Annotated in this window: 24 protein-coding genes and 2 other annotated features; of the genes, 22 read left to right on the top strand and 2 right to left on the bottom strand. The window is 47.9% G+C overall.

The window, feature by feature from the left end; genetic code table 11:
* The first annotated feature begins 160 nt into the window (after positions 1-160).
* Positions 161-242: a sequence feature (ribosomal protein L21 leader region), on the top strand.
* A gap of 14 nt (positions 243-256) precedes the next feature.
* The 7 genes from rplU to pheA all read left to right on the top strand — a co-directional run bounded on the left by rplU (position 257) and on the right by pheA (position 4,509).
* Positions 257-565 carry a 50S ribosomal protein L21 gene (gene rplU, locus CXF70_RS17945; RefSeq protein WP_101803762.1) on the top strand — a complete coding sequence of 103 codons (309 nt, stop codon included), beginning with the start codon at positions 257-259 and terminating at the stop codon, positions 563-565.
* A 2-nt stretch (positions 566-567) separates the two neighbouring features.
* Positions 568-897, top strand: a complete 330-nt coding sequence (locus CXF70_RS17940; protein ID WP_084246271.1) for a ribosomal-processing cysteine protease Prp — start codon at positions 568-570, stop codon at positions 895-897.
* 13 nt (positions 898-910) lie between these two features.
* A complete protein-coding gene (gene rpmA, locus CXF70_RS17935; RefSeq protein ID WP_084246269.1) occupies positions 911-1,204 on the top strand; it encodes a 50S ribosomal protein L27 in 294 nt (97 codons plus the stop codon).
* A gap of 146 nt (positions 1,205-1,350) precedes the next feature.
* A complete protein-coding gene (locus CXF70_RS17930; RefSeq protein WP_101803761.1) occupies positions 1,351-1,869 on the top strand; it encodes a Spo0B domain-containing protein in 519 nt (172 codons plus the stop codon).
* 1 nt (position 1,870) lies between these two features.
* Positions 1,871-3,160, top strand: a complete 1,290-nt coding sequence (gene obgE, locus CXF70_RS17925; RefSeq protein WP_084246265.1) for a GTPase ObgE — start codon at positions 1,871-1,873, stop codon at positions 3,158-3,160.
* Positions 3,161-3,177: 17 nt separating this feature from the next.
* Positions 3,178-3,630, top strand: coding sequence for an ACT domain-containing protein (locus tag CXF70_RS17920; RefSeq protein ID WP_084246263.1), 453 nt, complete (start codon positions 3,178-3,180; stop codon positions 3,628-3,630).
* Positions 3,631-3,645: 15 nt separating this feature from the next.
* Entirely contained in the window at positions 3,646-4,509 is an 864-nt protein-coding gene (pheA, locus tag CXF70_RS17915; protein WP_084246261.1) for a prephenate dehydratase, read from the top strand.
* A 369-nt stretch (positions 4,510-4,878) separates the two neighbouring features.
* Here the strand turns inward: pheA and CXF70_RS17910 are convergent, their stop codons facing one another.
* Complete coding sequence (locus CXF70_RS17910) at positions 4,879-5,412, bottom strand: transcription repressor NadR (RefSeq protein WP_101803760.1); 534 nt, start codon at positions 5,410-5,412, stop codon at positions 4,879-4,881.
* A gap of 125 nt (positions 5,413-5,537) precedes the next feature.
* On the opposite strand from CXF70_RS17910, the gene ruvA reads away from it, so the two are divergent.
* The 14 genes from ruvA to CXF70_RS17840 all read left to right on the top strand — a co-directional run bounded on the left by ruvA (position 5,538) and on the right by CXF70_RS17840 (position 22,273).
* The gene (gene ruvA / locus CXF70_RS17905) at positions 5,538-6,137 is read left to right on the top strand and encodes a Holliday junction branch migration protein RuvA (RefSeq protein ID WP_101803759.1); all 600 of its coding nucleotides are present in this window, start codon (positions 5,538-5,540) and stop codon (positions 6,135-6,137) included.
* Positions 6,138-6,519: 382 nt separating this feature from the next.
* Positions 6,520-7,518 carry a Holliday junction branch migration DNA helicase RuvB gene (ruvB, locus tag CXF70_RS17900; RefSeq protein ID WP_101803758.1) on the top strand — a complete coding sequence of 333 codons (999 nt, stop codon included), beginning with the start codon at positions 6,520-6,522 and terminating at the stop codon, positions 7,516-7,518.
* Positions 7,515-8,600 (top strand): tRNA preQ1(34) S-adenosylmethionine ribosyltransferase-isomerase QueA, encoded by a 1,086-nt coding sequence (queA, locus tag CXF70_RS17895; RefSeq protein WP_101803757.1) that lies wholly within the window; start codon positions 7,515-7,517, stop codon positions 8,598-8,600. Before ruvB ends, queA begins: the two co-directional genes overlap by 4 nt.
* Positions 8,593-9,735, top strand: coding sequence for a tRNA guanosine(34) transglycosylase Tgt (gene tgt / locus CXF70_RS17890; protein ID WP_084246253.1), 1,143 nt, complete (start codon positions 8,593-8,595; stop codon positions 9,733-9,735). The genes queA and tgt overlap by 8 nt, the downstream gene beginning before the upstream one ends.
* A 35-nt stretch (positions 9,736-9,770) precedes the next feature.
* On the top strand, positions 9,771-10,046 hold the full coding sequence (gene yajC, locus CXF70_RS17885) for a preprotein translocase subunit YajC (protein WP_084246252.1): 276 nt from the start codon (positions 9,771-9,773) through the stop codon (positions 10,044-10,046).
* Positions 10,047-10,445: 399 nt separating this feature from the next.
* Entirely contained in the window at positions 10,446-10,760 is a 315-nt protein-coding gene (locus tag CXF70_RS17880; protein WP_101803756.1) for a post-transcriptional regulator, read from the top strand.
* A gap of 71 nt (positions 10,761-10,831) precedes the next feature.
* Positions 10,832-13,108, top strand: coding sequence for a protein translocase subunit SecDF (secDF, locus tag CXF70_RS17875; protein WP_101803755.1), 2,277 nt, complete (start codon positions 10,832-10,834; stop codon positions 13,106-13,108).
* An 81-nt stretch (positions 13,109-13,189) separates the two neighbouring features.
* Positions 13,190-13,579: a LapA family protein gene (locus CXF70_RS17870; RefSeq protein WP_101803754.1), complete on the top strand. Its 390-nt coding sequence runs from the start codon at positions 13,190-13,192 to the stop codon at positions 13,577-13,579.
* Between the two features lie 84 nt (positions 13,580-13,663).
* Entirely contained in the window at positions 13,664-16,006 is a 2,343-nt protein-coding gene (gene recJ / locus CXF70_RS17865; RefSeq protein ID WP_101803753.1) for a single-stranded-DNA-specific exonuclease RecJ, read from the top strand.
* A complete protein-coding gene (locus CXF70_RS17860; protein WP_084246247.1) occupies positions 15,997-16,509 on the top strand; it encodes an adenine phosphoribosyltransferase in 513 nt (170 codons plus the stop codon). The genes recJ and CXF70_RS17860 overlap by 10 nt, the downstream gene beginning before the upstream one ends.
* A gap of 415 nt (positions 16,510-16,924) precedes the next feature.
* Entirely contained in the window at positions 16,925-18,469 is a 1,545-nt protein-coding gene (locus CXF70_RS17855) for a glycosyl hydrolase family 28-related protein (protein WP_101803752.1), read from the top strand.
* A 163-nt stretch (positions 18,470-18,632) separates the two neighbouring features.
* Positions 18,633-20,825 carry a RelA/SpoT family protein gene (locus CXF70_RS17850; protein WP_101803751.1) on the top strand — a complete coding sequence of 731 codons (2,193 nt, stop codon included), beginning with the start codon at positions 18,633-18,635 and terminating at the stop codon, positions 20,823-20,825.
* A gap of 9 nt (positions 20,826-20,834) precedes the next feature.
* Positions 20,835-21,275 (top strand): D-aminoacyl-tRNA deacylase, encoded by a 441-nt coding sequence (gene dtd / locus CXF70_RS17845; protein WP_101803750.1) that lies wholly within the window; start codon positions 20,835-20,837, stop codon positions 21,273-21,275.
* A 185-nt stretch (positions 21,276-21,460) separates the two neighbouring features.
* Positions 21,461-22,273 carry a ribonuclease H family protein gene (locus CXF70_RS17840; protein ID WP_101803749.1) on the top strand — a complete coding sequence of 271 codons (813 nt, stop codon included), beginning with the start codon at positions 21,461-21,463 and terminating at the stop codon, positions 22,271-22,273.
* Between the two features lie 233 nt (positions 22,274-22,506).
* Here CXF70_RS17840 and CXF70_RS17835 read toward each other — a convergent pair whose 3' ends face one another.
* A complete protein-coding gene (locus CXF70_RS17835) occupies positions 22,507-24,045 on the bottom strand; it encodes an N-acetylmuramoyl-L-alanine amidase family protein (protein ID WP_101803748.1) in 1,539 nt (512 codons plus the stop codon).
* A gap of 112 nt (positions 24,046-24,157) precedes the next feature.
* Positions 24,158-24,414: a binding site (T-box leader), on the top strand.
* A 52-nt stretch (positions 24,415-24,466) separates the two neighbouring features.
* On the opposite strand from CXF70_RS17835, the gene hisS reads away from it, so the two are divergent.
* Positions 24,467-25,741 (top strand): histidine--tRNA ligase, encoded by a 1,275-nt coding sequence (gene hisS, locus CXF70_RS17830; RefSeq protein WP_084246235.1) that lies wholly within the window; start codon positions 24,467-24,469, stop codon positions 25,739-25,741.
* Positions 25,742-25,888: the final 147 nt, after the last annotated feature.

Below are 25,888 nucleotides of genomic sequence, written 5' to 3'. Positions count from 1 at the left end.
TCTAACTCATTACCGCTCAAACCAGACTCATTTCCACCCAAACCAATCCAATTCCTTACTTAACCAATAAATTCTCAACCAATTCCCACCCAATCCTACAATATCTATTGACGCCACTAGCTCCGGCGTGATATTATTTTAATGTTATGTTTGTAGCGCACCTGTGCTACAACCGCTCGAACCGGGTCAGCAAGCATTCGCAGCAATGTGGATCACCTGGATAGGCGAGTCTTAGTCTAAGAGGAGGTGCAAGGATATGTACGCAATTATTGAAACTGGTGGTAAACAGATCAAAGTTGAATCGGGTCAGGAGATCTACGTTGAGAAATTGAACGGAGAAGCTGGTGACACGATCACATTTGACAAAGTTCTATTTGTAGGTGGAGATGACACTAAAGTGGGTGTTCCTTTTGTTGAAGGAGCTACTGTTACAGCTAAAGTTGAAAAACACGGCAAACAGAAAAAAATCACTGTCTTCAAATACAAAGCTAAAAAGAACTACCGTAAAAAGCAAGGTCACCGTCAACCATACACAAAATTGACTGTTGACGCGATCAACCTGTAAGGATGATCAAAGTTAAAATTAAAGAGACGTCAGGTCGCATTTCGTCATTTGAGATGTCAGGACATGCAGACTTCGCTGAACATGGGCAAGACCTGGTATGTGCCGGCGCATCAGCTGTTTCATTTGGAGCAGTGAACGCCATTATGGAACTTACCGGAATTGAACCGGAAATCACGCAGTCGGAAAGCGGCTATTTAAAAGTCGGTTTCGCGGATGACCTTGACGGGAAAACAGATGAAAAGGTGCAATTGCTCCTTCGCAGCATGATTGTTTCGTTAAAAACGATTGAACAAGACTATGAAGAATATATTAAAATAACCTTCACAGCTTAGGAGGTGGGACAGAATGTTAAGATTAGATCTTCAGTTTTTCGCATCCAAAAAAGGTGTAGGTTCAACGAGAAACGGACGTGACTCAGAATCTAAACGCCTTGGCGCTAAACGTGCAGACGGCCAAGAAGTTACTGGTGGTTCAATTTTATACCGTCAACGCGGTACTAAAATTTATCCAGGAGAAAACGTTGGACGTGGCGGAGACGATACACTTTTCGCTAAAATCGACGGCGTTGTACGCTTTGAGCGTTACGGCCGCGACAAGAAAAAAGTGAGCGTATACCCAGTAGTTGCACAAGAAGCTTAATAAAAACGAAAAGGGCTGCTTTCGCAGCCCTTTTTCTTTTTCAATGAATAAGATTCAGAGCTAAACTGACGCCTACGCTTTTCCTAAGAAATCTGCAGATAAAATTGGTATACTGAAAAAAGAAGAAAGTTTAGGACGTGAGTGTAATGGATAACTCGATTACGGTGGCACAAGCGCTTCGGCATGCGCGCCACGATTTCTTGAATGAGCTTCAATTGATTCAGATGAAACTTGATCTTGGACGTGGGCAGGACGTGAAATCGATTATTCGATCGCGTGCCGAAGCGGCTGTGCAGCTGAACAGGCTGACAGCGCTTAAGATGCCGGCAACCGAAAATTGGCTGCTGACGGCGGAATGGCGTTTTCCGGAATTTCGTTTCCATTTGGAATGCCTTGCGGAAGCAGGGATGGCCACAAAAGATGCAGCATTCGCCGACTGGCTGGAACAGTTTTTCACCAGCCTGAAAGAACAGGCGGAACTTGCATCGGACATCATTTGCCGAACGACGTTGAAAGAACATCAATCCGCATTTGAAATCGGATTGGAATTGGACGGAAACTTGCCGGATGCATTAGAGCTTCCGGAAGTGCCGGGTTTATTGATAAAGAAAGACATTGCAGCGGACAATACAAAAATTATTGTCAGCGCAAAGATGGAGGGATAATATGTTTGTCGATCACGTAAAAGTTTATGTAAGAGGTGGCGACGGCGGGGATGGCATGGTAGCATTCCGCCGCGAGAAATATGTACCGAACGGCGGACCAGCCGGCGGTGACGGTGGTAAAGGCGCGAACGTCGTCTTTATCGTACAGGAAGGTTTGCGCACGCTGATGGATTTCCGCTACAAACGGATATTCAAAGCTGACCGCGGAACACATGGCATGAGTGCCAACAAACACGGCGCGAAAGCGGAAGACTTGGTTATCGAAGTCCCGCCTGGCACAGTGGTGAAAGATGCTGATACGGGTGAAACGATCGCTGACCTGGTTGAACACGGCCAGACGGCAATCATCGCAAAAGGCGGACGCGGAGGACGCGGCAACTCGCGCTTTGCGACACCTGCCAATCCGGCACCTGAACTTTCGGAAAAAGGTGAGCCAGGATTTGAGCGCAACGTCATTTTGGAGTTGAAAGTGCTTGCGGATGCAGGGCTTGTCGGATTCCCTAGTGTCGGGAAATCGACTTTATTATCAGTCGTATCGGCTGCTAAACCGAAAATCGCTGAATATCATTTCACGACAATCGTACCGAACCTCGGAATGGTTGAAACGGAAGATCAGCGCAGCTTCGTTATGGCCGATTTGCCTGGACTGATCGAAGGCGCGCACGAAGGGATCGGCCTTGGCCATCAATTCCTGCGCCATATCGAACGGACGCGCGTCATTGTCCACGTCATCGATATGTCCGGCATGGAAGGCCGCGATCCGTATGAAGATTATTTGACAATCAATAAAGAATTGGAACAATACAATATGCGTTTGACGGAACGTCCGCAGCTGATTGTTGCGAATAAGATGGATATGCCGGATGCAGAAGAAAATCTGGAGGAATTCCGTAAGAAATTGCCGGAAGATGCCCGGATTTTCCCGATATCGGCGTTAAGCCGCCAGGGCTTGAACAATCTTTTATTCGCCATTGCGGATCTTCTTGAAGTAACGCCTGAATTCCCGATGATCGACGAAGAAGCCGACGAATCGGAAAGCTCTGTTCTTTACCGCCACGAATCGGAAGGCGATGGTTTCAACATCACCCGCGATCCGGACGGCGCTTATGTATTGAGCGGCTATGCGATCGAGCGTTTGTTCAAGATGACCGACTTCTCGCGTGAAGATTCAATCCGCCGTTTTGCCCGCCAGATGCGCGGCATGGGCATTGATGACGCATTGCGTGAGCGCGGTGCTGAAGACGGCGACACAGTTCGCCTGCTTGAATTTGAATTCGAATTTACTGAATAAATCTGGAGGGGACAAGGATGAAGGATATTTCGGAACAGCGGTATTATTTGGTGCGCGAGGATGTTCTGACCGAAGCGATGCAAAAAACGCTCGAGGTCAAGAAGATGCTGCAGCGTGATAACATCTCTATACTCGATGCCGTGGAGAAGACCGGCTTATCCCGATCCGCTTTCTATAAATACCGGGACGCTGTTTTTCCTTTCCATTCCATCGTCAAAGAACGCATCCTGACGATTTTCCTTCAATTGGAGGACCGGACCGGCACGCTTGCGACTTTGCTCGAGGCGGTGGCCCAGGCTGGCTGCAATATTTTGACGATCCATCAGACGATTCCAATCCAGGGACGCGCCAATGTGACACTTTCTCTGGATGTAACGGCGATGGAGCAGGATCTCGACAGCTTTTTGCATCAGCTGAAAAAACTCGATTTTGTGGAGTCGGCGGATGTGGTTTCAAGCGGATCATTATAATTTAGGAGTGGTTTGATGGCTGAGCAGCAGACGAAAAAACGAATTTCTTTTTTGGGTCCGGACGCTTCGTTCACCCATTTGGCGGCATTGAAGGCATTTCCGGACAGCGAATTGATCGCTTACACAACGATTCCGGAATGCATCGAAGCCGTAGCGGACAATGAAGTGGAATATGCGGTCGTGCCGCTGGAGAATGCGCTGGAAGGCTCAGTTCCGCTGACGATCGATTATCTGTTCCATGAAGTGCAGCTGTATGTGACGGCTGAAGTGCTGTCGCCGATCGAGCAGCATTTGATGGTTCATCCGGATAATGCAAAATCGGATTCCTTCGAAGCGATTTATTCGCATCCGCATGCTTTGGCGCAATGCCATAAATTCCTTTACTATACCTTTAAAAACACACCGCTTGAACAATACAGTTCGACTTCGGCAGCGGCCAAAATGGTCAGCGAGCTGCCGGAGCGCAACATTGCAGCGATTGGCAATGAATTCTCGGCCCAGAAATATGGCCTGACCATTGTCCACCGGGAAATCCATGATTTCCATTTCAATCACACACGATTCTTCGTATTGTCGAAGACGAACCATCAATTGGACAATCCGGCTCATAACGACAAAGTGAAAACAACGTTGATGATTTCGCCGCCAAAAGACGACCGTTCAGGAGTCCTTCATCAGGTGCTGTCCGTCTTCGCCTGGCGCCAGCTCAACTTGAGTAAAATCGAGTCGCGGCCGCTGAAGACCGGACTCGGGAATTATTTCTTCATCGCCGATGTGGTGGATGACGAAATGTCGCCGATGATGCAAGGCGCCTTCATGGAACTCGCGGCTCTCGGCTGCACGGTGAAAACGCTCGGTTCGTATTACACCTACGAATAAAAGAGGAAAGCTCTGCTGCCAACATGGCTGCGGAGCTTTTTTACGTTCACAGGGCTTTGAAATGAAAAGCCTTCGCGTCCGCGAAGGCTCCCTTTAAAGACTTGGAAGTTTTCGCATGGCGAAAACTTCCGCTTGAGGTCTGGGATAAAGGGTGAATCGCTTGCCGATCACATTTCTGTCGTAGCCGATCATAAATTTTCCATAGCCGATCACAAACAAGTGGTAGCCGATCACAAATCATCCGTAGCCGATCATAAAACCCAAAATCAGCTTCACGGCCGGATTAATTCCAGCTTCCAGGCAATAAAACCTGCAGAAAAAAGAAAATCCCGTGAATCTGAAAGCGATTCACGGGAAAAACACTCAATTTTATTCACTTTCCTCCAATAAATAGCCTGCTGCACGCATATCATTCATTGCCTGTTCCAGAATCGCGACATTCGGAGCGGTGATGGTATGCAGATGCAACCCGCCTGTCAGCTCCAGTAAATAGCTGGCACCGGTTTCCCGCACACGCTGCATGAACATGTCGACTTCACGGCGTGACGACACGTGGATGCCGGCTGTCAGTTCGCCGTAGACAGGATGTTCAATCGTCACATCTTTGACAGTGACGCCCGCATCGACGAGCACATATAATTCATCCTGCGTATCTTCGGGTTTATGGAAACACGCCAGTACGCGGTACAGATCGTCATCTGCAGTTTCGCGCATGTACAGATAGCCCTGGCTGGTGGCGATAATCGGTTCGCCTTTCGCTTTCAACAATGTCATGTCGCCGACAATGACCTGCCGTGACACGCCCATAAGTGAAGCAAGCTCGCCGCCTTTCAGCGGATCGGCTGTCTCTTTCAATTTGTCCAGCAGCAATTGCCGGCGCTGTTCTCCCATAATTTTCTTCATTGAGATCCCTCGCTTTAATTCGTCATAAACCCATTTTAACACGGGGCGACTTTGGGCGGGTTTATTTCGTCTAAAGGGCTCGGATATGCTATAATCATAGAGTTGAATTGAAGGGGAGAAATGATATGTACGATTACATAAAAGGGCGGGTTACGCGAGTGACGCCTGAATATTTAGTGATTGAACAGGCAGGAATCGGCTGGCAGATCTTTGCGCCGAATCCGTATTCGTTCGGTTCGGATGAGCTGCAGGTATTCCTGCACCACCACGTCCGCGAAGACGCCCAATTATTATTCGGTTTTCCGACGCTGGAGCAGCGCGAACTTTTCCGCAAGCTGATATCGGTGTCGGGCATCGGACCAAAAGGCGCGTTGGCGATTTTGGCTAGCGGTCAGCCGCAGCACGTCATCGAAGCGATCGAACGGGAAGATGAGTCGTATCTCGTCAAATTCCCGGGCGTCGGCAAGAAGACGGCGCGCCAGATGATCCTCGATTTGAAAGGCAAGCTGGCGGAATTCTTCGGCGATCCATTTGAGGACAATGAAGAGACGGGCGGTTTGCTGTCGGTTGAAGACAATGAACTTGAGGAAGCGATGCTGGCGCTTGGCGCTCTTGGCTATTCTGAACGCGAAATCAATAAAGTCAAACCGAAGCTTAAGGATCTCAACCTGAACACGGAAGCTTATATGAAGAAGGCATTGCAGCTTTTGTTGAAGCAGAATTGATATAAAATAAATTATAATTTTTTAATCCGATATTTCGCAAAACAGCTTCGCTTGCCGGGGGCTCGCACTGAGCTAACTCGTGCTCTTTTCACTTTACCCGAGTGGGTGCTCAACGTTACGCTGAAACTTAAGAGAGTCTTTGCTGCTTCACCTGAAATCCAGAAGTGGACCCCAGCAAAGGCGCGGCTCCGGACTGGCCGGAGCAATAAGACGAGTGGTCTTCTCGGCTTATTGCGGGAGGCAAGGTTAGCCATACGAAGATGGCGCAGCCTTTGCGACGAGCAGTGCGCAGGAGCATAATCTTTGCACTGTCCATAGCGCCGAAGCGGTATTTTATAGCAGTTTTATTTTACAAATAACAAATAATAAGGAGGTGCAGACCATGGAAGAACGGGTGATAGGAAGCGAGATTTCCGAATTTGATGAGCGTTTTGAGCAGTCGTTGCGTCCGCAGTATCTGTCCCAGTATATCGGGCAGCAGAAAGTGAAGCATAATCTTGAAATATTCATCGAAGCGGCTAAAATGCGCGAGGAGAGCCTGGACCATGTGCTGCTCTATGGGCCTCCGGGTCTTGGTAAGACGACGCTCGCAGCGGTCATCGCCAACGAAATGCAGGTCGGCGTCAAGATGACGAGCGGCCCGGCGATCGAACGTCCCGGTGATTTGGCGGCGATCGTTTCTTCGCTGGAGCCGGGAGATGTCTTGTTCATCGATGAGATTCATCGTCTGAACCGCTCGATCGAAGAAGTGCTGTATCCGGCGATGGAAGATTTCTGCCTCGATATTGTCGTGGGCAAAGGCCCGACAGCGCGTTCTGTGCGCCTCGACTTGCCGCCTTTCACACTAATCGGTGCGACGACGCGAGCGGGTGCTTTATCTGCGCCGCTTCGTGACCGGTTCGGTGTGCTGGCTCGACTTGATTATTACGACACGGAAGCATTGACTGAAATCGTTGTCCGCAGTTCGAAATTGTTTGAAGTGGATATCGATCCGAATGCAGCTGTAGAAATTGCGCGCCGCTCACGCGGAACCCCGCGTATTGCAAACCGTCTATTGAAGCGCGTCCGCGACTATGCGATGGTGCGCGGCACCGGCTCGATTACCATGGATATGGCGAATCAGGCTCTCGAAATGCTGCAGGTCGATCCGCTTGGCCTCGACCACATCGACCATAAACTGATCACCGGGATGATTTCCCGTTTCCGCGGCGGTCCGGTCGGACTGGATACGATTGCGGCAAGCATTGGAGAAGAGTCGACGACGATTGAAGATGTCTACGAACCGTATTTATTGCAGATCGGATTTATCCAGCGGACACCGAGAGGCCGGACTGTTACAGCTGCAGCCTACGAACACTTTAAATTGGAGATGCCTGAATGACGAAAACTACTCAACAACCCAATACACTTAATGTAAATGATTTTGACTTTGAGCTTCCTGAAGAATTGATTGCTCAAACGCCGCTTCTTGACCGTACGTCAAGCCGGCTTTTGGTCATGAATAAAGAAAGCGGCAAGACCGAACATAAGCATTTCCGCGACATCATCGATTATCTGCACGAAGGCGACACGCTTGTTTTGAACGACACGCGCGTGCTGCCTGCGCGCCTGATGGGCGTCAAGGAAGATACAGGCGCGAATATCGAAGTTCTTCTATTGAAACAAATCGAAGATGACGTATGGGAAACGCTTGTGAAACCGGCGAAGAAAGTGAAAGTCGGCACGGTTGTCAGTTTCGGTGAAGGATTGCTGCGCGCGGAATGCACCGGAATTCTTGACCACGGCGGCCGCCATTTCAAAATGATCTATGACGGGATTTTTTATGAAATCCTCGATCAGCTTGGTGAAATGCCATTGCCTCCATATATTCGCGAAAAACTGGAAGATCAGGACCGTTACCAGACGGTATTCGCGAAAGAGCGTGGAAGTGCTGCGGCACCGACTGCAGGGCTTCATTTTACCGATGAATTATTGAAGGAAATCGAAGCAAAAGGCGTCAATATCGCCTTTATTACCTTGCATGTCGGCCTTGGAACATTCCGTCCGGTATCGGTCGAATCGATCGAAGACCACGAAATGCACGCTGAATTCTACCGGATCACCAAAGAGACGGCGGATCTCATCAATAACACGAAAGCACATGGCGGCCGCGTCATTTCGGTCGGTACCACATCGACCCGTACGCTGGAATCCGTAGCCAATAAATTCGGCGGCGAGCTCCAGGAAGACAGCGGCTGGACGGATATTTTCATCTTCCCCGGCTATGAATTCAAGGCGATCGACGGTCTCATCACGAATTTCCATTTGCCGAAATCGACGCTGGTGATGCTTGTCAGTGCTTTATCGAACCGGGACAATATTTTGAACGCATACAACGAAGCAGTAAATGAACGTTACAGATTCTTCAGTTTTGGAGACGCCATGTTCATTGAACCACAGAAAAAGGAGAATCATCATGACTGAAGCAGTCCGTTATGAACATATCAAAACCTGTAAACAGACCGGCGCGCGACTTGGCATCGTCCATACGCCGCACGGCTCATTCGAAACACCCGCTTTCATGCCGGTAGGTACACAAGCGACCGTTAAAACAATGTCACCGGAAGAATTGAAAGCGATGAATGCTGGGATTATCCTCAGTAACACCTACCATCTATGGCTGCGTCCCGGAAACGACGTCATCAAGGAAGCGGGCGGACTTCATAAATTCATGAACTGGGACCGTCCAATTCTGACGGATTCCGGCGGCTTCCAGGTATTTTCTTTAAGCGAGTTCCGCAATATCAAAGAAGAAGGCGTCCATTTCCGCAACCATATGAACGGCGATAAATTATTTTTGAGCCCGGAAAAAGCGATGGAAATCCAGAACGACCTGGGTTCGGACATCATGATGGCTTTCGATGAATGCCCGCCATACCCGGCGAGCCATGAATACATGAAATCATCTGTAGAGCGTACATCGCGCTGGGCAGAACGCTGCCTGGAAGCGCATGCGCGCAAAGATGTGCAAGGTCTTTTCGGCATTATCCAAGGCGGCGAGTACGAAGATCTTCGTAAACAAAGCGCCCAGGATCTGGTGTCACTCGATTTCCCTGGATACGCAATCGGCGGACTTTCTGTCGGTGAACCGAAAGATGTCATGAACCGTGCACTTGAATTTACGACGCCTTTGATGCCGACGAACAAACCGCGTTACCTGATGGGCGTCGGTTCGCCTGATTCATTGATCGACGGAGCAATCCGCGGCATCGATATGTTCGATTGTGTCTTGCCGACACGCATTGCCCGAAACGGTACATTGATGACGAGCACAGGCCGTTTGAATATCAAAAACGCAGCGTTCAAGCGTGATTTCAATCCGATCGATGAAAAATGCGATTGCTATACGTGCAAAAATTACACCCGGGCTTATGTCCATCATTTAATTCGCGCAGATGAAACGTTTGGAATTCGACTTACCAGTTATCATAATCTGCAATTTCTGTTAAACTTAATGGAACAGGTGCGCCAAGCGATTCGTGAGGACCGCCTGGGAGATTTCCGCGAAGAATTTTTTGAGGCTTACGGCTTCAATAAACCAAACGCAAAGAATTTCTAAGACACAGATAGAGAGTGAAAGGGGGAATATGAATAATGGAAACTTTAGTTGCTTTATCACCTTTACTTCTAATGTTCGTTTTGATGTGGTTCTTTATTATCCGCCCAGCGCAGAAGCGCCAGAAGGCTACGGCCAACATGCAGTCTGAATTGAGACGTGGCGATCGTATCGTTACGATCGGGGGACTTCACGGCACGATCGATGCTGTGGATGATGCGACGATCTACATCACAGTTGCAGACGGTACTCGTATGCAATTCGAACGCCAGGCAATCGCCCGCGTTGTGGATCAGGCAAAAACGACAGTCTAAGAAATCTTCGCCTTCGAACTGAAGGCGATTTTTTTTAGAGATAATTCACGGATTGTTCAAATAAATAAAAATATAAGTTGAAATAATGAAATAGTATTTATAAACCGCTTCGGCGCTTAGGACAAGCCTCCCGTAATAAGCCGAGAAGACCACTCGTCTTATTACTCCGGCCAGTCCGGCGACGCGCCTTCGCTCGGGTCACTTCTAGATATGGAGCAAAACAGCGAAGAGTTGAACGAAGCCTGCGAGGGCAACTCTTTGCGACGAAGCAGCGCAGCGATGCAGGAGCACAGGTTTTAGCTAGCTCAGCGCAAGCCCCAGGAAAGCGGAGCTGTTTTGCGGAATATCGGTTGCTAAGGACTATTAATTAAAATTATATAAGTTAAAGAGGGAAAAACCATGCCGAAATATACCGAGCAATATGATGTCGTATTGCCATTCTTAGAAAGTAAATGTGAGGAATTCCAGTTTTCCAATTACGATACATTTACACCGGAAGATATTTGGCAATACCTGATTAAGAAGAAATGGCGCAAGAAAGATATCGGCGATATGCCGCTGCATGAAATGGTCAATGAAATCATGGAAATGCGGGCTTCGGAATTTGTGGCGTATCATCAGATCGAAGGCTTCAAGGGAGACAACTGGTTTTCAGGAGAAAATTCCGATGATCTGGAACAGCTGCTTCGGCCCACCCAGAAAAAACCAAAATGAATTTGACACGCTTTGACGCGTGTTTCATAATGAAGTTGCTGCGTTTTAGATAATGAGGAGGAACTATACATATGAAAGCAAGAGGTCGTATAATAGCCTTTTTCTTACTGGTCATTGTACTGATAGGAATGATTGGCACCACCAGCTTACCGATAGCTAAAGACATTAAATTGGGATTGGATCTCCAAGGCGGTTTTGAAGTTCTCTACGAAGTCCAGCCTTTGGAGGGCGGCCCTGAAATCACCAATGAAATCCTGTCTGACACAACTGACGCTCTGATGAACCGGATCAACGTTCTCGGTGTCAGCGAACCGGTCATCCAGATTGAAGGCGAAGACCGGATCCGGGTCCAGCTGGCTGGCATTGAAGACCAGTCCCAGGCACGTGAATTATTATCCACGGAAGCGAACCTGACTTTCCGTGATGCGGATGATAATGTCGTGCTGGACGGATCGGATTTAAAAGAAGGCGGAGCTACTGGAACGTTCGGTGAAAACGGCCAGCCGATCGTATCGCTTGAATTGAAAGATCCAGGCCAATTCGCAGAAATTACGGGCGAAATTTCACAGCGTCCGCCAGGTGAAAACGTTCTGGTCATTTGGCTGGACTTTGAAGAAGGCGTCGATTCCTATGAGGAAGAACGCATGAAAGCAGATCCGAAGTTTGTTTCTGCTCCAAGCGTGCGCCAGCGCATTAACTCACCCAGTGTTCAAATCGAAGGTTCATTCACTGTAGAAGAAACACAAAATCTTGCAGGCATCCTGAATGCTGGCGCACTGCCAGTCAAGTTAACTGAAATCTACTCGACTTCAGTTGGCGCACAATTCGGGGAAGAAGCTCTGGATAAAACGACATTTGCCGCTGCAATCGGTATCGGCCTTGTCCTGTTGTTCATGCTTGTGTTCTATCGTTTCCCAGGAGTGATCGCTTTCATCACCTTATCGGTATACGTCTACTTGATCCTGTTGATCTTTGTATGGATCGGCGGAGTGCTGACACTGCCGGGTATTGCAGCAATCATGCTCGGTGTCGGTATGGCGGTTGATGCCAATATCATCACATATGAGCGGATCCGTGAAGAGATGCGGACTGGTAAATCTGTCAGGGATTCATTCCGCATCGGCGCACGTTCATCGTTCTCGGCTATCATTGATGCCAACGTAACGACTTTGCTTGCTGCAGGTGTCCTGTTCTATTTCGGTACCAGTTCCGTAAAAGGATTTGCGACCTTATTGATCATTTCAATTCTTGCCAGCTTTATCACAGCGGTTTGGGGATCACGTCTATTGCTTGGCCTTTGGGTCCACAGCGGATTCCTCGACAGCAAATTCGGCTGGTTCGGTTTGAAAGCTGATAAGATTCACAATCTTTCCGAAGAAAAAGAAATTACTGATCTATCGACACCTTTCGACCGTATCGACTTTGCCGGCAACCGCAATAAATTCTTTGCCGCTTCACTGGCATTGATTGCAGCGGGAGCCATCGTGCTCGGCATCTTCCAATTGAATCTCGGGATTGATTTTTCTGGAGGCACACGAGTTGAAGTAACTGCTGATTCAGCACTCAGCCAACAGGAAGTTGAAGAGTTCCTTGAAGAGACGGGTTATCCATCAGATGATGTGGTCATTTCCGGAGACGAATCCAATATCGGCGTTGCCCGTTATCAGGATGATTTCACCCAGGATCAAATCGATGAATTAACTCAGGCGGCCAATGAAGAATATGGCCAGGATCCAAACGTCTCCACTGTTTCGAACCAGGTCTCCATCGAGCTTGCGCAAAATGCTTTGTATGCCTTGGCGATTGCCGCGCTCGGCATCATCATCTATGTCGCATTCCGCTTCGAGTGGCGCATGGGTGTTGCGTCCATCGTTGCATTGATTCATGATACATTCTTCATCGTGGCGGTATTCAGCCTGCTTCGCCTTGAAGTGGATATCACTTTCATCGCGGCAGTACTGACGATAGTCGGTTACTCGATCAACGATACCATCGTTACGTTTGACCGGATCCGTGAAAACTTGAAACGCATGAAGAAAATCGAGACCGTCGAGCAATTGGAGAACGTCGTCAACGTTTCCTTGCGCCAGACACTCGTCCGTTCAGTCAATACTGTCATGACCGTAGTGCTGGTGGTTATCGCGCTTCTGATTTTCGGCGCACCTTCCATCACGAACTTCTCGATCGCTCTGTTGATCGGTCTGATTGCGGGTACTTATTCATCCATCTTCATCGCAGCCCAGTTGTGGCTTGTGCTTAAGAAGAAGGAACTGAACAAGAAAGGCCCGATCGATGTAGAGAAGAAAGAGCAGGAAAACAAATGGGGTTCTGATGAGCCTGTCGTCTGATAAGTTTATAAAGGAAATGGAACAGGGTATAGTAAAAATGACCCTGTTCCATTTTTTTATTTCAGAAAGGAGTTGGACGGTTTGAAAATACAATGGCTATTATTGATCGCACTCATTTTCGCAGTTATCATCGCAGCTTTTGCAGTCGTCAATGTCGACGCTGTTCCAGTCAATTATATCTTCGGGGAAGCAGAGTTTCCGTTGATCCTTGTCATCCTGGCTTCGGCATTGCTTGGCTTCCTGTTAAGTGGGGTTGTAGCAATTGCACGCAGCTATTCCCTGCAGCGCAAAGTAAAAGCTCTGCAAAAAGAAATGGCTGTCAAGGAATCCTTGATCGCTACGCAGCAAAATGAAATCGCCGAGTACCAGAAAGCCGGCGTCAATCCGGAAGCACAGGTTGTCACGAGCGACGAAGTGACGCGTGATGACCGGGTGGATAATTACGAAGAAAAACAACGCGACACATATTAAACAAGAAACCTTTCGGCAATTGCGCCGAAAGGTTTTTGTCTGCAGTTTTTTCTTGTATAATGAATCAGTGAGGAAGTGACTGATATGATAGAATCCAAAAAAAGATGGCGTTTGACGGAGCCCGATGCGCAGGCAGTACGGGACATCCAACAGGAATTATCCCTTTCTTCCGTGCTGGCGAAAATCCTCGTGACCCGGGGAATACGTACGGCGGAAGAAGCGCGAGCGTTTATGGCGACGGACGTTTCGGCCATACATAATCCTTATTTGATGAAAGACATGGACATCGCAGTGGAGCGGATCCGCCGAGCTGTCGATAATCAGGAAAAAATAATCGTCTACGGAGATTATGACGCGGATGGTGTAACGAGCACCGCTGTCATGATGACCGTTTTGCAGGATTTGGGAGCGGATGTTTCATTCATGATCCCAAACCGTTTTAAACATGGCTACGGCCCCAATAAAGAATTGTTCCAGCAGGCATATGACAAAGGCGCGAAATTGATCGTCACGGTCGATAACGGAATTTCCGGCATCGAACAAGTGGATTTTGCGGTCGGACTCGGGATGGATGTAATCATCAGCGACCACCACGACATCGGAGAGGCGATGCCGAATGCATTGGCAATCGTCCACCCGCGTCATCCGGAAGGCAGCTACCCGTTCGGTGAATTGGCGGGAGTAGGTGTGGCATTTAAAATGGCGCACGCCTTGTACGAAGAAATGCCGGACCACTTGCTTGAGCTCGTAGCGATCGGCACCATCGCCGACCTTGTGCCGATGCACGGGGAGAACCGGATTTTCGTCAAAGAAGGGTTGCAGGCATTGCGCGACACGCCGCGGCCGGCGATCGAAGCGTTGGCGGAAGTTGCCGGCGTGAAGCAGGAAGAAATCAATGAAGAAACGATCGGCTTCATGTTCGGTCCGCGCATCAACGCAATCGGCCGTCTGCAGGACGCCGACCCGGCAGTGGATATGCTGCTGACGGAAGATGCGGCGCAGGCCCGTTCGCTGGCGGACGGACTGGATGTCTTGAATAAAGAACGACAGGCCATCGTCAAGCAAATTGCGGATGAAGCGACAGCCCAAGTGGAGTCGCATTATCCGGACGGTCCCCCGCATGTCATCATCGTCGAACAGGAAGGCTGGAATCCGGGAGTCGTCGGAATTGTAGCGTCTAAACTGGTTGAGAAATATTACCGTCCGACCATCGTTCTTTCATTGGATCCGGAGACGGGCAAAGCGAAAGGTTCGGCGCGCAGCATCGAAGGTTTCCACCTTTACAACGAATTGGCGGAGAACCGTGATATCCTGCCTGCATTCGGGGGACACCCGATGGCAGCGGGCATGACGCTCGAAGCCGCTAATGTGGCAGAGCTCCGCAAACGCTTGAACAAACAGGCGGAAGCTTGTCTGACAAGTGAAGACCTGGTGCCGGTGGTCGATATCGATATTCCGGTTCAGCTGGAGGAAGTCGACACCGATACAATCGAATCCATGCGTTATCTCGCGCCATTCGGCATGGGCTTTGCCAAACCGAAGTTTTACATCCAAGGCGTTAAAGTGGCATCCATCCGCAAAATCGGAGCAGCGCAGAACCATTTGAAAGTGGAGCTTGCTTCAGGCGGTTCCACACTTGACGCTGTTGGTTTCGGGATTGGTGAAATCGGCGATCAACTGACGCCGGATGTGCTGATCGATGTGATTGGTGACCTGCAGATCAATGAATGGAACGGCCGCAAAAAAGCGCAGATGCTGATCGAAGATATCCGGACCGACCAGTGGCAGCTGTTTGATATCCGCGGCATCCGTCAGGTATCCCGCTGGTCGAAGCTGATTCCTGAAAAAGATCAGGTCTATCTGGCATTCAATACGGAAACTGTGGCGGTTTTCAAAACTTTGATACCGCATCCGATCCACTCGGTCGATTCGATAGGACAGCTGGCAGGTGAGAAGCATCATCTCGTGCTGCTGGACCTGCCCGAGTCGGAAGAGCAATTGGAAGAAGTCTTGAAAAGGCTGACTCCGAAGCGGATCTACGCGCATTTCTATGCGAAGGAATCGCAGTATTTCGAACAGATTCCAACACGCGATCAGTTTAAATGGCTGTTTGCTTTTATTAAAAAACGTGGAACTTTCGACTTCAAAAAGCATTGTGATGAGCTTGCGAAACATAAAGGATGGACACGTGATTCGTTATTTTTCATGTTGCAGGTGTTTTTTGAACTCGGTTTTGTTACACTTAACAATGGACTTACTGAGATCGCAGAATCTCCAGGCAAACGCGACTTGGCCGAAGCGCCGAGCTATAAGAAGCGTGAACAGCAGATCGCCCTGGAACAAAAGCTTCTGTATGCATCTTATCGAGACTTAAAAGAGTGGTTCGACGCGAAAGTGTCTGCCAAGGAGGAACAGGTATGGATTTAAAAGAGTATATTACAATTGTAGAAGACTGGCCGAAACCGGGGATCCGTTTCAAAGATATCACTTCTTTGATGGACAATGGCGACGCCTATAAATACGCAACTGACCAGATCGTCGAGTATGCGAAACAAGTGGAAGCAGATATCATCGTCGGGCCGGAAGCCCGCGGTTTCATCATCGGCTGCCCAGTCGCTTATGCGCTTGGACTCGGCTTCGCCCCTGTCCGCAAAGAAGGCAAATTGCCGCGTGAAGTGATTCGTGCGGAATATGGCCTTGAATACGGCAAAGATGTTCTGACGATGCACAAAGATGCCATCAAGCCAGGACAGCGCGTCCTGATCACGGATGACCTCCTGGCGACAGGCGGAACGATCGAAGCGACGATCAACCTTGTCGAACAGCTTGGCGGAATCGTTGCCGGCTGTGCATTCCTGATCGAATTGACGTATCTCGACGGTCGCGACAAACTCGAAGGCTACGAAGTCTGTACCTTATTGCAATACTAATGAAAACTGGAGACAGCCCTGAACGCGTGATGCGTTTGGGGCTGTTTTTTATTAAGGGTATAGAAATTAGACCATTTTTACTGGAAATATTTTCTTTATTATTTCATAAGTTTATCCAAGTCAGCCTGGAGTGGAATTTATGTGCGGAGAATGAGATTTATGTGCGCAGAACGAGATTTGTGTGCGCAGAACAAATGTTGTGTGCGGAAAAACATGCTTTATGCTCAACTTACTAATAATCTGATGTTTTGATAAGTGGATTTATAAAAATAAAAGATGTGAGTTTATTTATGTTAAATATTTCCGAGTGGAAGTTGAGGGATTTATTTAAAATAAACTTACAAAACCTCTACATGAATTTTTTATTCCGCAAGCGGGTATGGATAGAAAAACCGAACACTAAAGAGGTGCCACTATGCTGAAATGGGATGACAATCATTATCCAGCCAATAATGCGCGGCTGATCGACATGCTGATGGAAACAGACCAGCCGCTGGAAAAAATCACAGAAGAAACACAGCAACTATTCAACCAGATCTATCAGCCGATAAAGCCGCAGACAACTACTCAGAAAAGAAAGCTTCAGGAAAAATTCTGGTCACTGATTTCAACAGATTTCACAATCGACGACAATAAAGAAATCGGCTTTCAAATAGAAGGAAACCAAATCTGTCCTTATTGGAAAACGGAACTGGACCGCCAATACGACCGCCTGCAAAAAGTGACCGGAAATTACATATCAGTGACGCAATTCGGCGCGCGGGGAGACGGCAAGACGGATTCGACCGCTGCGTTCAAACTAGCGTTCGGCAATGGAGGCAAAAAGGTATTTGTGCCGGAAGGCGTCTATCTAGTAAAAGGATTGAAGCTGCCGTCATGGACACTGCTGGTCGGCGTCGGCAAAGGCAGGACGGTTATCCGTCTGCACGATGATGCGCCGAGACGCAGAACGCTTCTCGCCAATAAAAATCCGATCAGCGGCAATCGCAATATTTCTGTGGAGGGACTGACACTCGACTGGAATATCGAACGCTTGAAGCCTGGGCAAAAATCAGCGACCGGCAATAATTTCTCGAGCTGTTTGACGTACGCAAATGTACAGAATGGCTGGGTGAAAAATGTTGAGGCCATCAACCCGGGGCTTCATTGTTTTGACATTTCTTCTTCGTTCTATAGTTACGCAGGGGACGGTACCCGGGCAAAAGGCGGCAGCCGTTTCATCTGGCTCGACCAGGTTACGGGTTACGGTTTCGGGGACGACGGGGTGACGACGCATCACAGCGATTACATCTTCATTTCAAACAGCCATTTCCGCGATCCAGGCGGCCGTTCCCATAAAGAAGGGTTTTCCAATTCCAACGGGTTTGAAATTGATGATGGTTCGCGAAATGTCTGGCTTGCCAATAATTCAAGCACCCGCTGTTTTGGCGGCGTCGAGATTAAAGCCCATGCAACTTCTTCGGCTGCGGCCGGCGTGCATATTTCAGGACATCTGTCGGTGAATGATAACAGGGCGTTCAATTTCCGCCATATCGGCCATCACCATGAGGATGACGAGGAGTCGAAATCTGCCTACTCGATAACGGCTCAGAAACTGGTGGCCATTCATCCCGTACACACCGAGCTATATAAAAATTCCTCTCCTCGCGCATTGGTGATATCGGGCTATCGAAATGTGGCGGTGAACCGTTTTTTATTCGCCGGAAATCCGAATTATGATTACAGAAACGAAACTGCTGCATCCGTTCAATTCCGTGCCGCCAATGTTGCACTTGCAAACGGCCGCATCCAGGGATTCAGAAGCGCGAAGACGGATTTGACGATTGCATCCGGTGAAAAAAATGTCCGGAATGTATTGGTGCAAAATGTTCATTCTTATGATTCTGCGTCCGAGTTGTTGGACCTAGGGAAAGACGATTCGACGGTGCAAATAAACAATATTTTGAGGGCGGAAACATAATCTTTTGGGAGAATCTCTATTTAATGCAACCAGATTTTCCAGTTCCTGAGAAAAGCAGGGAGATAATAACTTTTCCCGGTTGACCAAGCTTTACAATTAGCCCAATTGTTTTCTATAATATATAGATATACTTTTCGAAAAAAGAGGAGCAAGGTGGGCAATTATGGCGAAAGACCAAGTAAAGACAGCTGAAGATGTATTTGATATTGTTGCTTCGTATATGAACAAAGAAAATGTTGAAATGATCCGAAGAGCATATCAGGTGGCATATGATGCCCATATGGGACAATTCCGCAAATCTGGGGAACCTTATATTGTCCACCCGGTCCAGGTCGCAGGCATTCTTGCGGAACTGGAAATGGATCCCGCTACGGTAGCAGCGGGCTTTTTGCATGACGTCGTTGAAGATACAGAGGTCAGCCGGGCTGACATCGTCCGTGATTTTGACGAAGAAGTCGCTTTGCTTGTCGATGGCGTAACGAAACTAAGCAAAATCAAATATATGTCGAAAGAAGAGCAGCAGGCGGAAAATCATCGCAAAATGTTCGTGGCGATGGCACAGGATATCCGTGTAATCCTGATCAAACTCGCTGACCGCCTCCATAATCTTCGTACTTTGAAATACCAGACGGTTGAGAAACAGCGTATAAAGGCCAACGAAACGCTTGAGATTTTCGCTCCGATTGCACATCGCTTGGGGATCAACACGATCAAATGGGAACTCGAAGACACGGCTCTCCGATACCTCAACCCGCAGCAATATTACCGCATCGTCAATCTGATGAAAAAGAAACGTACGGAGCGGGAAGAATACCTGAACAATGTCATGAATGAAATCCGCGTCCAGCTTGATGAAGTGGATATCAAAGCGGATCTTTTCGGCCGGCCGAAACATATTTACAGCATCTATAAAAAAATGGCCATCCAGAATAAGCAATTCAACGAAATCTATGATTTATTGGCAGTTCGCATTACCGTTGAAAGCATTAAGGACTGCTACGCGGTGCTTGGGATCATCCATTCCACATGGAAACCGATGCCGGGCCGTTTCAAGGATTATATCGCCATGCCGAAACAGAATCTTTATCAATCGCTTCATACGACTGTGATCGGACCACAAGGCGATCCGCTTGAAGTGCAGATCCGTACGGAAGAAATGCACCGCATCGCTGAATACGGGGTGGCGGCTCACTGGGCTTATAAAGAAGGCAAAACGTCAGATAAGCCATTGAGTTCCGTCGACTCGCGTTTGTCGTGGTTCCGCGAAATCCTCGATTTCCAGAACGAATCGGACAATGCCGAAGAATTCATGGAGTCGCTTAAATTCGACCTGTTTTCCGATATGGTCTATGTATTCTCGCCAAAAGGCGATGTTATTGAAATGCCCGCGGGCTCCTGCCCGATCGATTTTGCCTACCGCGTGCATTCTGAAATTGGCAATAAAACCATCGGCGCTAAAGTGAACGGCAAAATGGTGCCGCTGGATACCCAATTGAACACCGGGGATATCGTAGAAATCCTGACATCCAAGCAATCCTTCGGACCAAGCCGCGACTGGCTGAAAATTGCCAAGTCGACGCAGACGAAAAATAAAATCAAGCAATTCTTCAAAAAGCAATTGCGTGAAGATAATGTCCAAAAAGGCAAGGAAATGATCGAGCGCGAAATCAAAGCGCAGGAATTCGTGCCGAAAGACATTCTTACGAATGAGAACATCAAGCGTGTCTGCGAGAAGTTCAATTTCGCCGGTGAAGATGATATGTATGCAGCTGTCGGTTTCACAGGAATCACCGCTCAGCAAGTCGTCAACCGACTCGCAGAAAAAGAACGCAAGAAACGTGAGCAGGAAGAAGCACTCGAGAAAATCACTGTCGAGATGAAGTCGAACCAGCCGCGTAAACAGACAGAATCCGGTGTAATCGTCCGCGGCATCGACAACATGATGATCCGTTTGTCTAAATGCTGCAACCCGGTGCCGGGTGACGCCATCATCGGTTTTATTACGAAAGGTCGCGGCGTATCAGTCCACCGCGCCGACTGCCCGAATGTCCAGGCCAATGAAACCGATCGTCTCATCCCCGTTGAATGGGAAAACGGCGAGACGCCTGAAAACAAATCCTATCAAATCGACATCGAAGTGCAGGCCTATGACCGCACGGGATTGATCAACGAAGTCATGCACATGGTCAGCGAAACGAAAACGACAATCGTCGCCGTCAGCGGCCGTGCCGATAATAATAAAATCGCGACCATTAACCTGTCTATCATGATTCCGCATATTTCACACCTGAACCGTGTAGTGGAGCGGATCAAGCAATTGCCGGATGTCTATTCGGTAACACGTGTCACGAATTAAGGAGGCATTATGCGAGTTATTCTTCAACGAAGCAAAAGAGCATCTGTGACTGTCGAGGGCAGCATCACCGGAGCGATCGATTCCGGTTATGTGCTGCTCGTTGGCATCACGCATGAAGATACAGAAAAAGACGCTGATTATTGTGCACGCAAGATAGCACAAATGCGTCTCTTCGAAGACGAAGATGGCAAGATGAACCGTTCGATTTTTGATAACGGCGGCGATATCCTGTCCATCTCTCAATTCACACTATACGGCGATATCCGCAAAGGGCGCCGGCCGAGTTTCGTCGAAGCGGCCCGTCCTGAAAAAGCGGAGCCTTTATGGAATTATTTCAATGAAGTGCTGCGAAATGAAGGCTTGCGTGTCGAAGAAGGCGTATTTGGCGCCATGATGGACGTCGAACTGGTGAACGATGGTCCGGTGACGATGATTGTGGAATCGAAATAAAATGTTTAATGGCGATGCTGATTATTCAGTGTCGCTGTTTTTTTATGCCATGGAATATAGATACACTTCGTGAGTTGCGAATAAGCGCTTTTTTTAAAGGATAAAATTTTATTTTTGTAAAAGAGAAACCAAATTGTAATTTTTTCGTAAAAGATAAAAAGGGTTGAAGGAAAGCAGGGATTGCGGTGATCGAATATTATATCGACGGTTCAGCAAAAGACAAAACGATAGGGGCAGGCATCGTTAGAATAAATGAATTTGGATTTATGGATAAGCGGCATTTCGCTGCTGAACATATAAATCCTACTCCTCAAATTGCTGAAGGTTTTGCCTTTGAAAAGGCTTTGGAAATGATTAAAGAAAACGATATACATAAAAATGAATTGATTAATGTTTATTCGGATTGCAGACACCTGATTAGCAGCCTGCAATTTAATCAACATTTCGATTTTCATCAAAGTGAATTCTTCATTAAACAAGAGACAAATGACTATTTTCTGTATTTGAGAGAGCTTTATAAAGAATTGATTGCCAGAAAATCGAAATCCTCTATCTACCATTGTTCAAAAAGCAAAGAAGCAAGACCGCTGATCAAAGTGTTCTATAAAGAGGATGCTGATAATAGGAATTACTTACAGGATGCTCATTCAATGAGCAGACAGTATATCAAGCAAGAAGAATCGAAAGTTTTAAATGTCGTTTCAAAAGCGCCTTCTAAAGTGGAAGCGAAAATTAATAAAATCGATTTAAAAGCTGTCAAAAAAGCGAACGCTTGGCATATCGTGAAAAACAACGGTAAAACGATTGCTGTTAATAAGAGACCGTTAGTCGCATTATCTGAAGCCTTGGTGCAGACGAAGGTTAAGAATCACCAGATTCAACTGTGCAGCTATTTAGAAAACCTGTTGAAATCCACAAATAAAAACAAATTGACCAATGAATCGATGATTTCTGCCGTAAAAATCATAGACGAACATAAAAATAAATTTGTTTCTTGAATTGATAAGAATAGAAGTTAAGTGAATGGTTTTTTGCTAGCGTTTCTAAGCTACCGCAACTATTCGTCTTTTAACCGCAACTAACCAGAAGCGTACCGCAACTAACTAGCTTTTAACCGCAACTAAAACTCCAAATCGCGCAACTAAAAAAACTGGAATTCCTAATTTTTCCATTATAATTGAATTGACTCTAAGCAAAACAAGAAAAAGCTGCCCGCAATGGACAGCTTTTTCTATTTCTCCAATTGTGCATCGAAATAATTGATGGTCCCCTGATACAGGCCAAGTGCAGCCTGTTCACGGAATTGTTCGGATGAAATGATGCGTTCTTCGTTGTAATTGCTCAGGAAGCCGAGTTCGACAAGGACAGCTGCCTGGCGGTTCTCACGGAGCACCAGGTAATTGCCCGGCTGCACACCGCGGTCGCGGATGGTCAGCTTTTTGCCAAGGCTTGCATTCAGATAGCTGGCGAGTTCTTTCTGGTAATCGTGCATATAGTAGGACGTGAATCCGGAAACTGTACTGTCTTCAGTCGCATCGTAATGGATGCTGATAAAGGCGTCGGCTGCCGAATTATGTCCTTCAGCCACTCGTTTCCGAAGATCGACATAGACATCGGACTGGCGGGTCATATGCACTTCTGCGCCAGCTGCCTGCAAATGTTGCGACAGCAATTCCGCTGTTTTCAGGGTCAACCCTTTTTCTTCGGTTTTGCGGGCGCCGACTGTGCCGCCGTCATTGCCTCCGTGACCCGGGTCGAGGACAATCGTAAGGCCGTTCAAGGTCCCTTTTTTGCGCTCGACTTCCTCTTTTTCGGCTTTGATTTCCTGCGCGCCGGCTGCTACTACCCACGATGCAATAAAACCGGTTGCGCCGGCGGAAAGTTGTACTTGGTACCAGTCGCCTTGTTTAGCAAGCACGGCCAATTGTTCACCGGCATTTGCGCGGGCGACGACTTCAGAAGAAGTGGATGCCTGCGTCCGGATATTGGTGCCGTTCGTTTGTACGGTTATTGTTTCAATGCTGCTGTCGGTTTTTGTCTCGACGGTTTCATTGGAAAGGTGGCCATAGAAAGAATAGACCCATCCGGTTTTATTGCCATCCAATTGAATTTTCACCCAATTACCTGCGAGTTCCAGCACAGGGTAGATTTCACCTTTTTTGACGGTTCCTTGTTTTGAAGAGCTGAGGTCCGCTTTCTTGCGAACATTCAACACATCCACAGCAATTTCGATGGAAGAAACATCGCTTGCGGCTGGAGCGGGATTCGCTTGCGTAGTGTCATTGATGCTTATGTATTCTTTCGAAACAAATCCGCGGCTGCCGCGGAATTCGACTTCAACCCAGCCATCGGAATCGTTGATGATATTCGCTTGCTCTCCAGCATTCATCTGCGCCAGGACTGAGGCGGAAAGATTTGGCTGTGCCCGGACATTCAAGCGGTTTACTGAAGATACAGCCGTTTTGCTGGATTGGGCAGCGGTTTCCTGCTCAGAGCTTTTTGTCAGCCAGGAAGCGATCCATCCTGTTTCGCCGGAAATGGAAACTTCGATCCAATCGCCGCTTCTTGAAATTTCATCTACGGCATCTCCCTTATTCATCGAAGCGATGACAGGGTAGCTTAAGCCTGGACCGCTGCGCACGTTGACCGATGACTCCGATACTTCAATTCCGGAAGTGTTGGCGAGCGCAGTGGAATTATCAGCGAAAGGCAATGCCTGTGATATCAATAAAATCAGGATTATGTATGCAATTGTGGATTTTCGGTTCATATAGGACCTCCTCTTAAGACGGTATATTTATTTTAGCAAATAAATCATACGAAATGTGAAAAAGGTTGACAAGGGGGATAGGAAAATTTAAGATTAAGCTTATTATATGATTTGAACGCCGATGACGAAGAAAGTAACCGCATGATTGGCTGATAAGAGAGGGGAAGTCCCAGGCTGCAAACTTCCCTGCAGAGACGTGTAGTGAACAACACTTTAGAGGCTTTTCTTCGAAAGATGCAAGGTATTTTCATGCCGCATTTACTAGGGGAAAACGGAACCGGCCGTTATCCGGGAATGAGAGGGTGCAGGAATTTCTGCATCAACTAGGGTGGAACCGCGGAAGCTTGTATACAGGCTCTCGTCCCTTGCGCAAGCAAGGGGCGGGAGCTTTTTTGTATGGAAAAAAAGAGGAGTGACAGACATGGGCAAAAATATTCAATTGCCGCGCGGCACGTATGATGTGCTGCCGGAACAATCCGCCAAATGGCAGGAAGTGGAACAAAAAATCAACGAACTTTGCAGACTTTATCAATATAAAGAAATCCGGACGCCGGTTTTTGAACACACAGAATTGTTCCAGCGAGGTGTCGGTGATACGACAGATATCGTCCAAAAGGAAATGTATACATTCCAGGACCGCGGCGACCGTTCATTGACATTGCGTCCGGAAGGCACAGCTTCAGTTGTGCGTTCATATGTTGAAAATAAACTTTTCGGCTTGCCGGATCAGCCGGTGAAACTTTCCTATATGGGCCCGATGTTCCGCTACGAGCGTCCGCAGGCAGGACGCACACGCCAGTTTGTCCAATTCGGGGTGGAAGCGATCGGCTCGAAAGATCCTGCAATTGATGCAGAAGTCATTTCACTCGCAATGGAAGTTTATCGTTCCGTTGGCTTGAAACAGCTTCGGTTGGTCATCAATTCATTGGGGGACACAGAAAGCCGCATCGCACACAAAGAGGCGCTGATCAAACACTTTGAACCAAGAATCGATGAATTCTGCGGGGATTGCCAGTCGCGGTTGACAAAAAATCCGCTGCGCATCCTTGATTGCAAAGTGGACCGCGATCACGAATTGATGGGGACAGCGCCATCTTTGGCGGATTACTTGAACGAAGAATCCCAAGCTTATTTTGACGGCGTCAAAGCTTATCTTGAAGCGCTCGGTATTGAGTATGTCGTCGATCCGAATCTGGTGCGCGGGCTGGATTACTACAACCACACGGCATTCGAAATCATGAGTGACGCTGAAGGATTCGGCGCAATTACGACGCTTTGCGGCGGCGGCCGTTATAATGGCTTAGTTGAAGATTTAGGCGGACCTGAATCGCCGGGAATCGGATTTGCGATGAGCATCGAACGCCTCCTGTTGGCGCTGGAAATGGAAAAAGTCGAAATCGGACAGTCAGCGGATCTTGAAGTATATGTGGTGGCGATGGATGAGTCGACGAAGCAAAAAGCGTTCACTTTAGTTCGTGACTTGCGTGGGAATGGCATTTCAGCAGATATGGATTTCAATGGCCGCAAAGTCAAAGCCCAGATGAAATCAGCCGACCGTAAAGGGGCGGCATATGTCATCGTCATCGGTGAAACCGAACTCGAGAGCGGCAAAGTGGCTTTGAAAACCATGGCAACCGGTGAACAGCAGGAACTGGAATTTAACAAAATTGCGGGAGCGATTTTGGAGAATAGATAAGCTTACTGAAATCTGCTTTAAAATTTTCTAATTTAATAAGGTGTACCAAGATATGGAGCAAACAGCGAAGACTCCCAGGTGAGCAAGCGAAGTGCTGAGATACACTCGGGCGAAGTGGAACGAGCACGAGTTAGCTCAGCGCAAGCC

This window comes from Planomicrobium sp. MB-3u-38 (assembly GCF_002836425.1).
GTDB lineage: Bacteria > Bacillota > Bacilli > Bacillales_A > Planococcaceae > Planococcus > Planococcus okeanokoites.
This window is presented reverse-complemented; position numbering and strand designations above follow the sequence as displayed.

Bases quoted from the DNA above. Each gene is read 5' to 3' on its own strand.
- CXF70_RS17855 (WP_101803752.1), top strand. From the start codon at position 16,925: ATGCTGAAATGGGATGACAATCATTATCCAGCCAATAATGCGCGGCTG.
- CXF70_RS17920 (WP_084246263.1), top strand. From the start codon at position 3,178: ATGAAGGATATTTCGGAACAGCGGTATTATTTGGTGCGCGAGGATGTT.
- obgE (WP_084246265.1), top strand. From the start codon at position 1,871: ATGTTTGTCGATCACGTAAAAGTTTATGTAAGAGGTGGCGACGGCGGG.
- pheA (WP_084246261.1), top strand. From the start codon at position 3,646: ATGGCTGAGCAGCAGACGAAAAAACGAATTTCTTTTTTGGGTCCGGAC.
- CXF70_RS17835 (WP_101803748.1), bottom strand. From the start codon at position 24,045: ATGAACCGAAAATCCACAATTGCATACATAATCCTGATTTTATTGATA.
- hisS (WP_084246235.1), top strand. From the start codon at position 24,467: ATGGGCAAAAATATTCAATTGCCGCGCGGCACGTATGATGTGCTGCCG.
- rpmA (WP_084246269.1), top strand. From the start codon at position 911: ATGTTAAGATTAGATCTTCAGTTTTTCGCATCCAAAAAAGGTGTAGGT.
- CXF70_RS17940 (WP_084246271.1), top strand. From the start codon at position 568: ATGATCAAAGTTAAAATTAAAGAGACGTCAGGTCGCATTTCGTCATTT.
- tgt (WP_084246253.1), top strand. From the start codon at position 8,593: ATGACTGAAGCAGTCCGTTATGAACATATCAAAACCTGTAAACAGACC.
- CXF70_RS17860 (WP_084246247.1), top strand. From the start codon at position 15,997: ATGGATTTAAAAGAGTATATTACAATTGTAGAAGACTGGCCGAAACCG.
- queA (WP_101803757.1), top strand. From the start codon at position 7,515: ATGACGAAAACTACTCAACAACCCAATACACTTAATGTAAATGATTTT.
- dtd (WP_101803750.1), top strand. From the start codon at position 20,835: ATGCGAGTTATTCTTCAACGAAGCAAAAGAGCATCTGTGACTGTCGAG.
- yajC (WP_084246252.1), top strand. From the start codon at position 9,771: ATGGAAACTTTAGTTGCTTTATCACCTTTACTTCTAATGTTCGTTTTG.
- CXF70_RS17910 (WP_101803760.1), bottom strand. From the start codon at position 5,412: ATGAAGAAAATTATGGGAGAACAGCGCCGGCAATTGCTGCTGGACAAA.
- ruvA (WP_101803759.1), top strand. From the start codon at position 5,538: ATGTACGATTACATAAAAGGGCGGGTTACGCGAGTGACGCCTGAATAT.
- recJ (WP_101803753.1), top strand. From the start codon at position 13,664: ATGATAGAATCCAAAAAAAGATGGCGTTTGACGGAGCCCGATGCGCAG.
- CXF70_RS17880 (WP_101803756.1), top strand. From the start codon at position 10,446: ATGCCGAAATATACCGAGCAATATGATGTCGTATTGCCATTCTTAGAA.
- CXF70_RS17850 (WP_101803751.1), top strand. From the start codon at position 18,633: ATGGCGAAAGACCAAGTAAAGACAGCTGAAGATGTATTTGATATTGTT.
- rplU (WP_101803762.1), top strand. From the start codon at position 257: ATGTACGCAATTATTGAAACTGGTGGTAAACAGATCAAAGTTGAATCG.
- secDF (WP_101803755.1), top strand. From the start codon at position 10,832: ATGAAAGCAAGAGGTCGTATAATAGCCTTTTTCTTACTGGTCATTGTA.
- CXF70_RS17930 (WP_101803761.1), top strand. From the start codon at position 1,351: ATGGATAACTCGATTACGGTGGCACAAGCGCTTCGGCATGCGCGCCAC.
- ruvB (WP_101803758.1), top strand. From the start codon at position 6,520: ATGGAAGAACGGGTGATAGGAAGCGAGATTTCCGAATTTGATGAGCGT.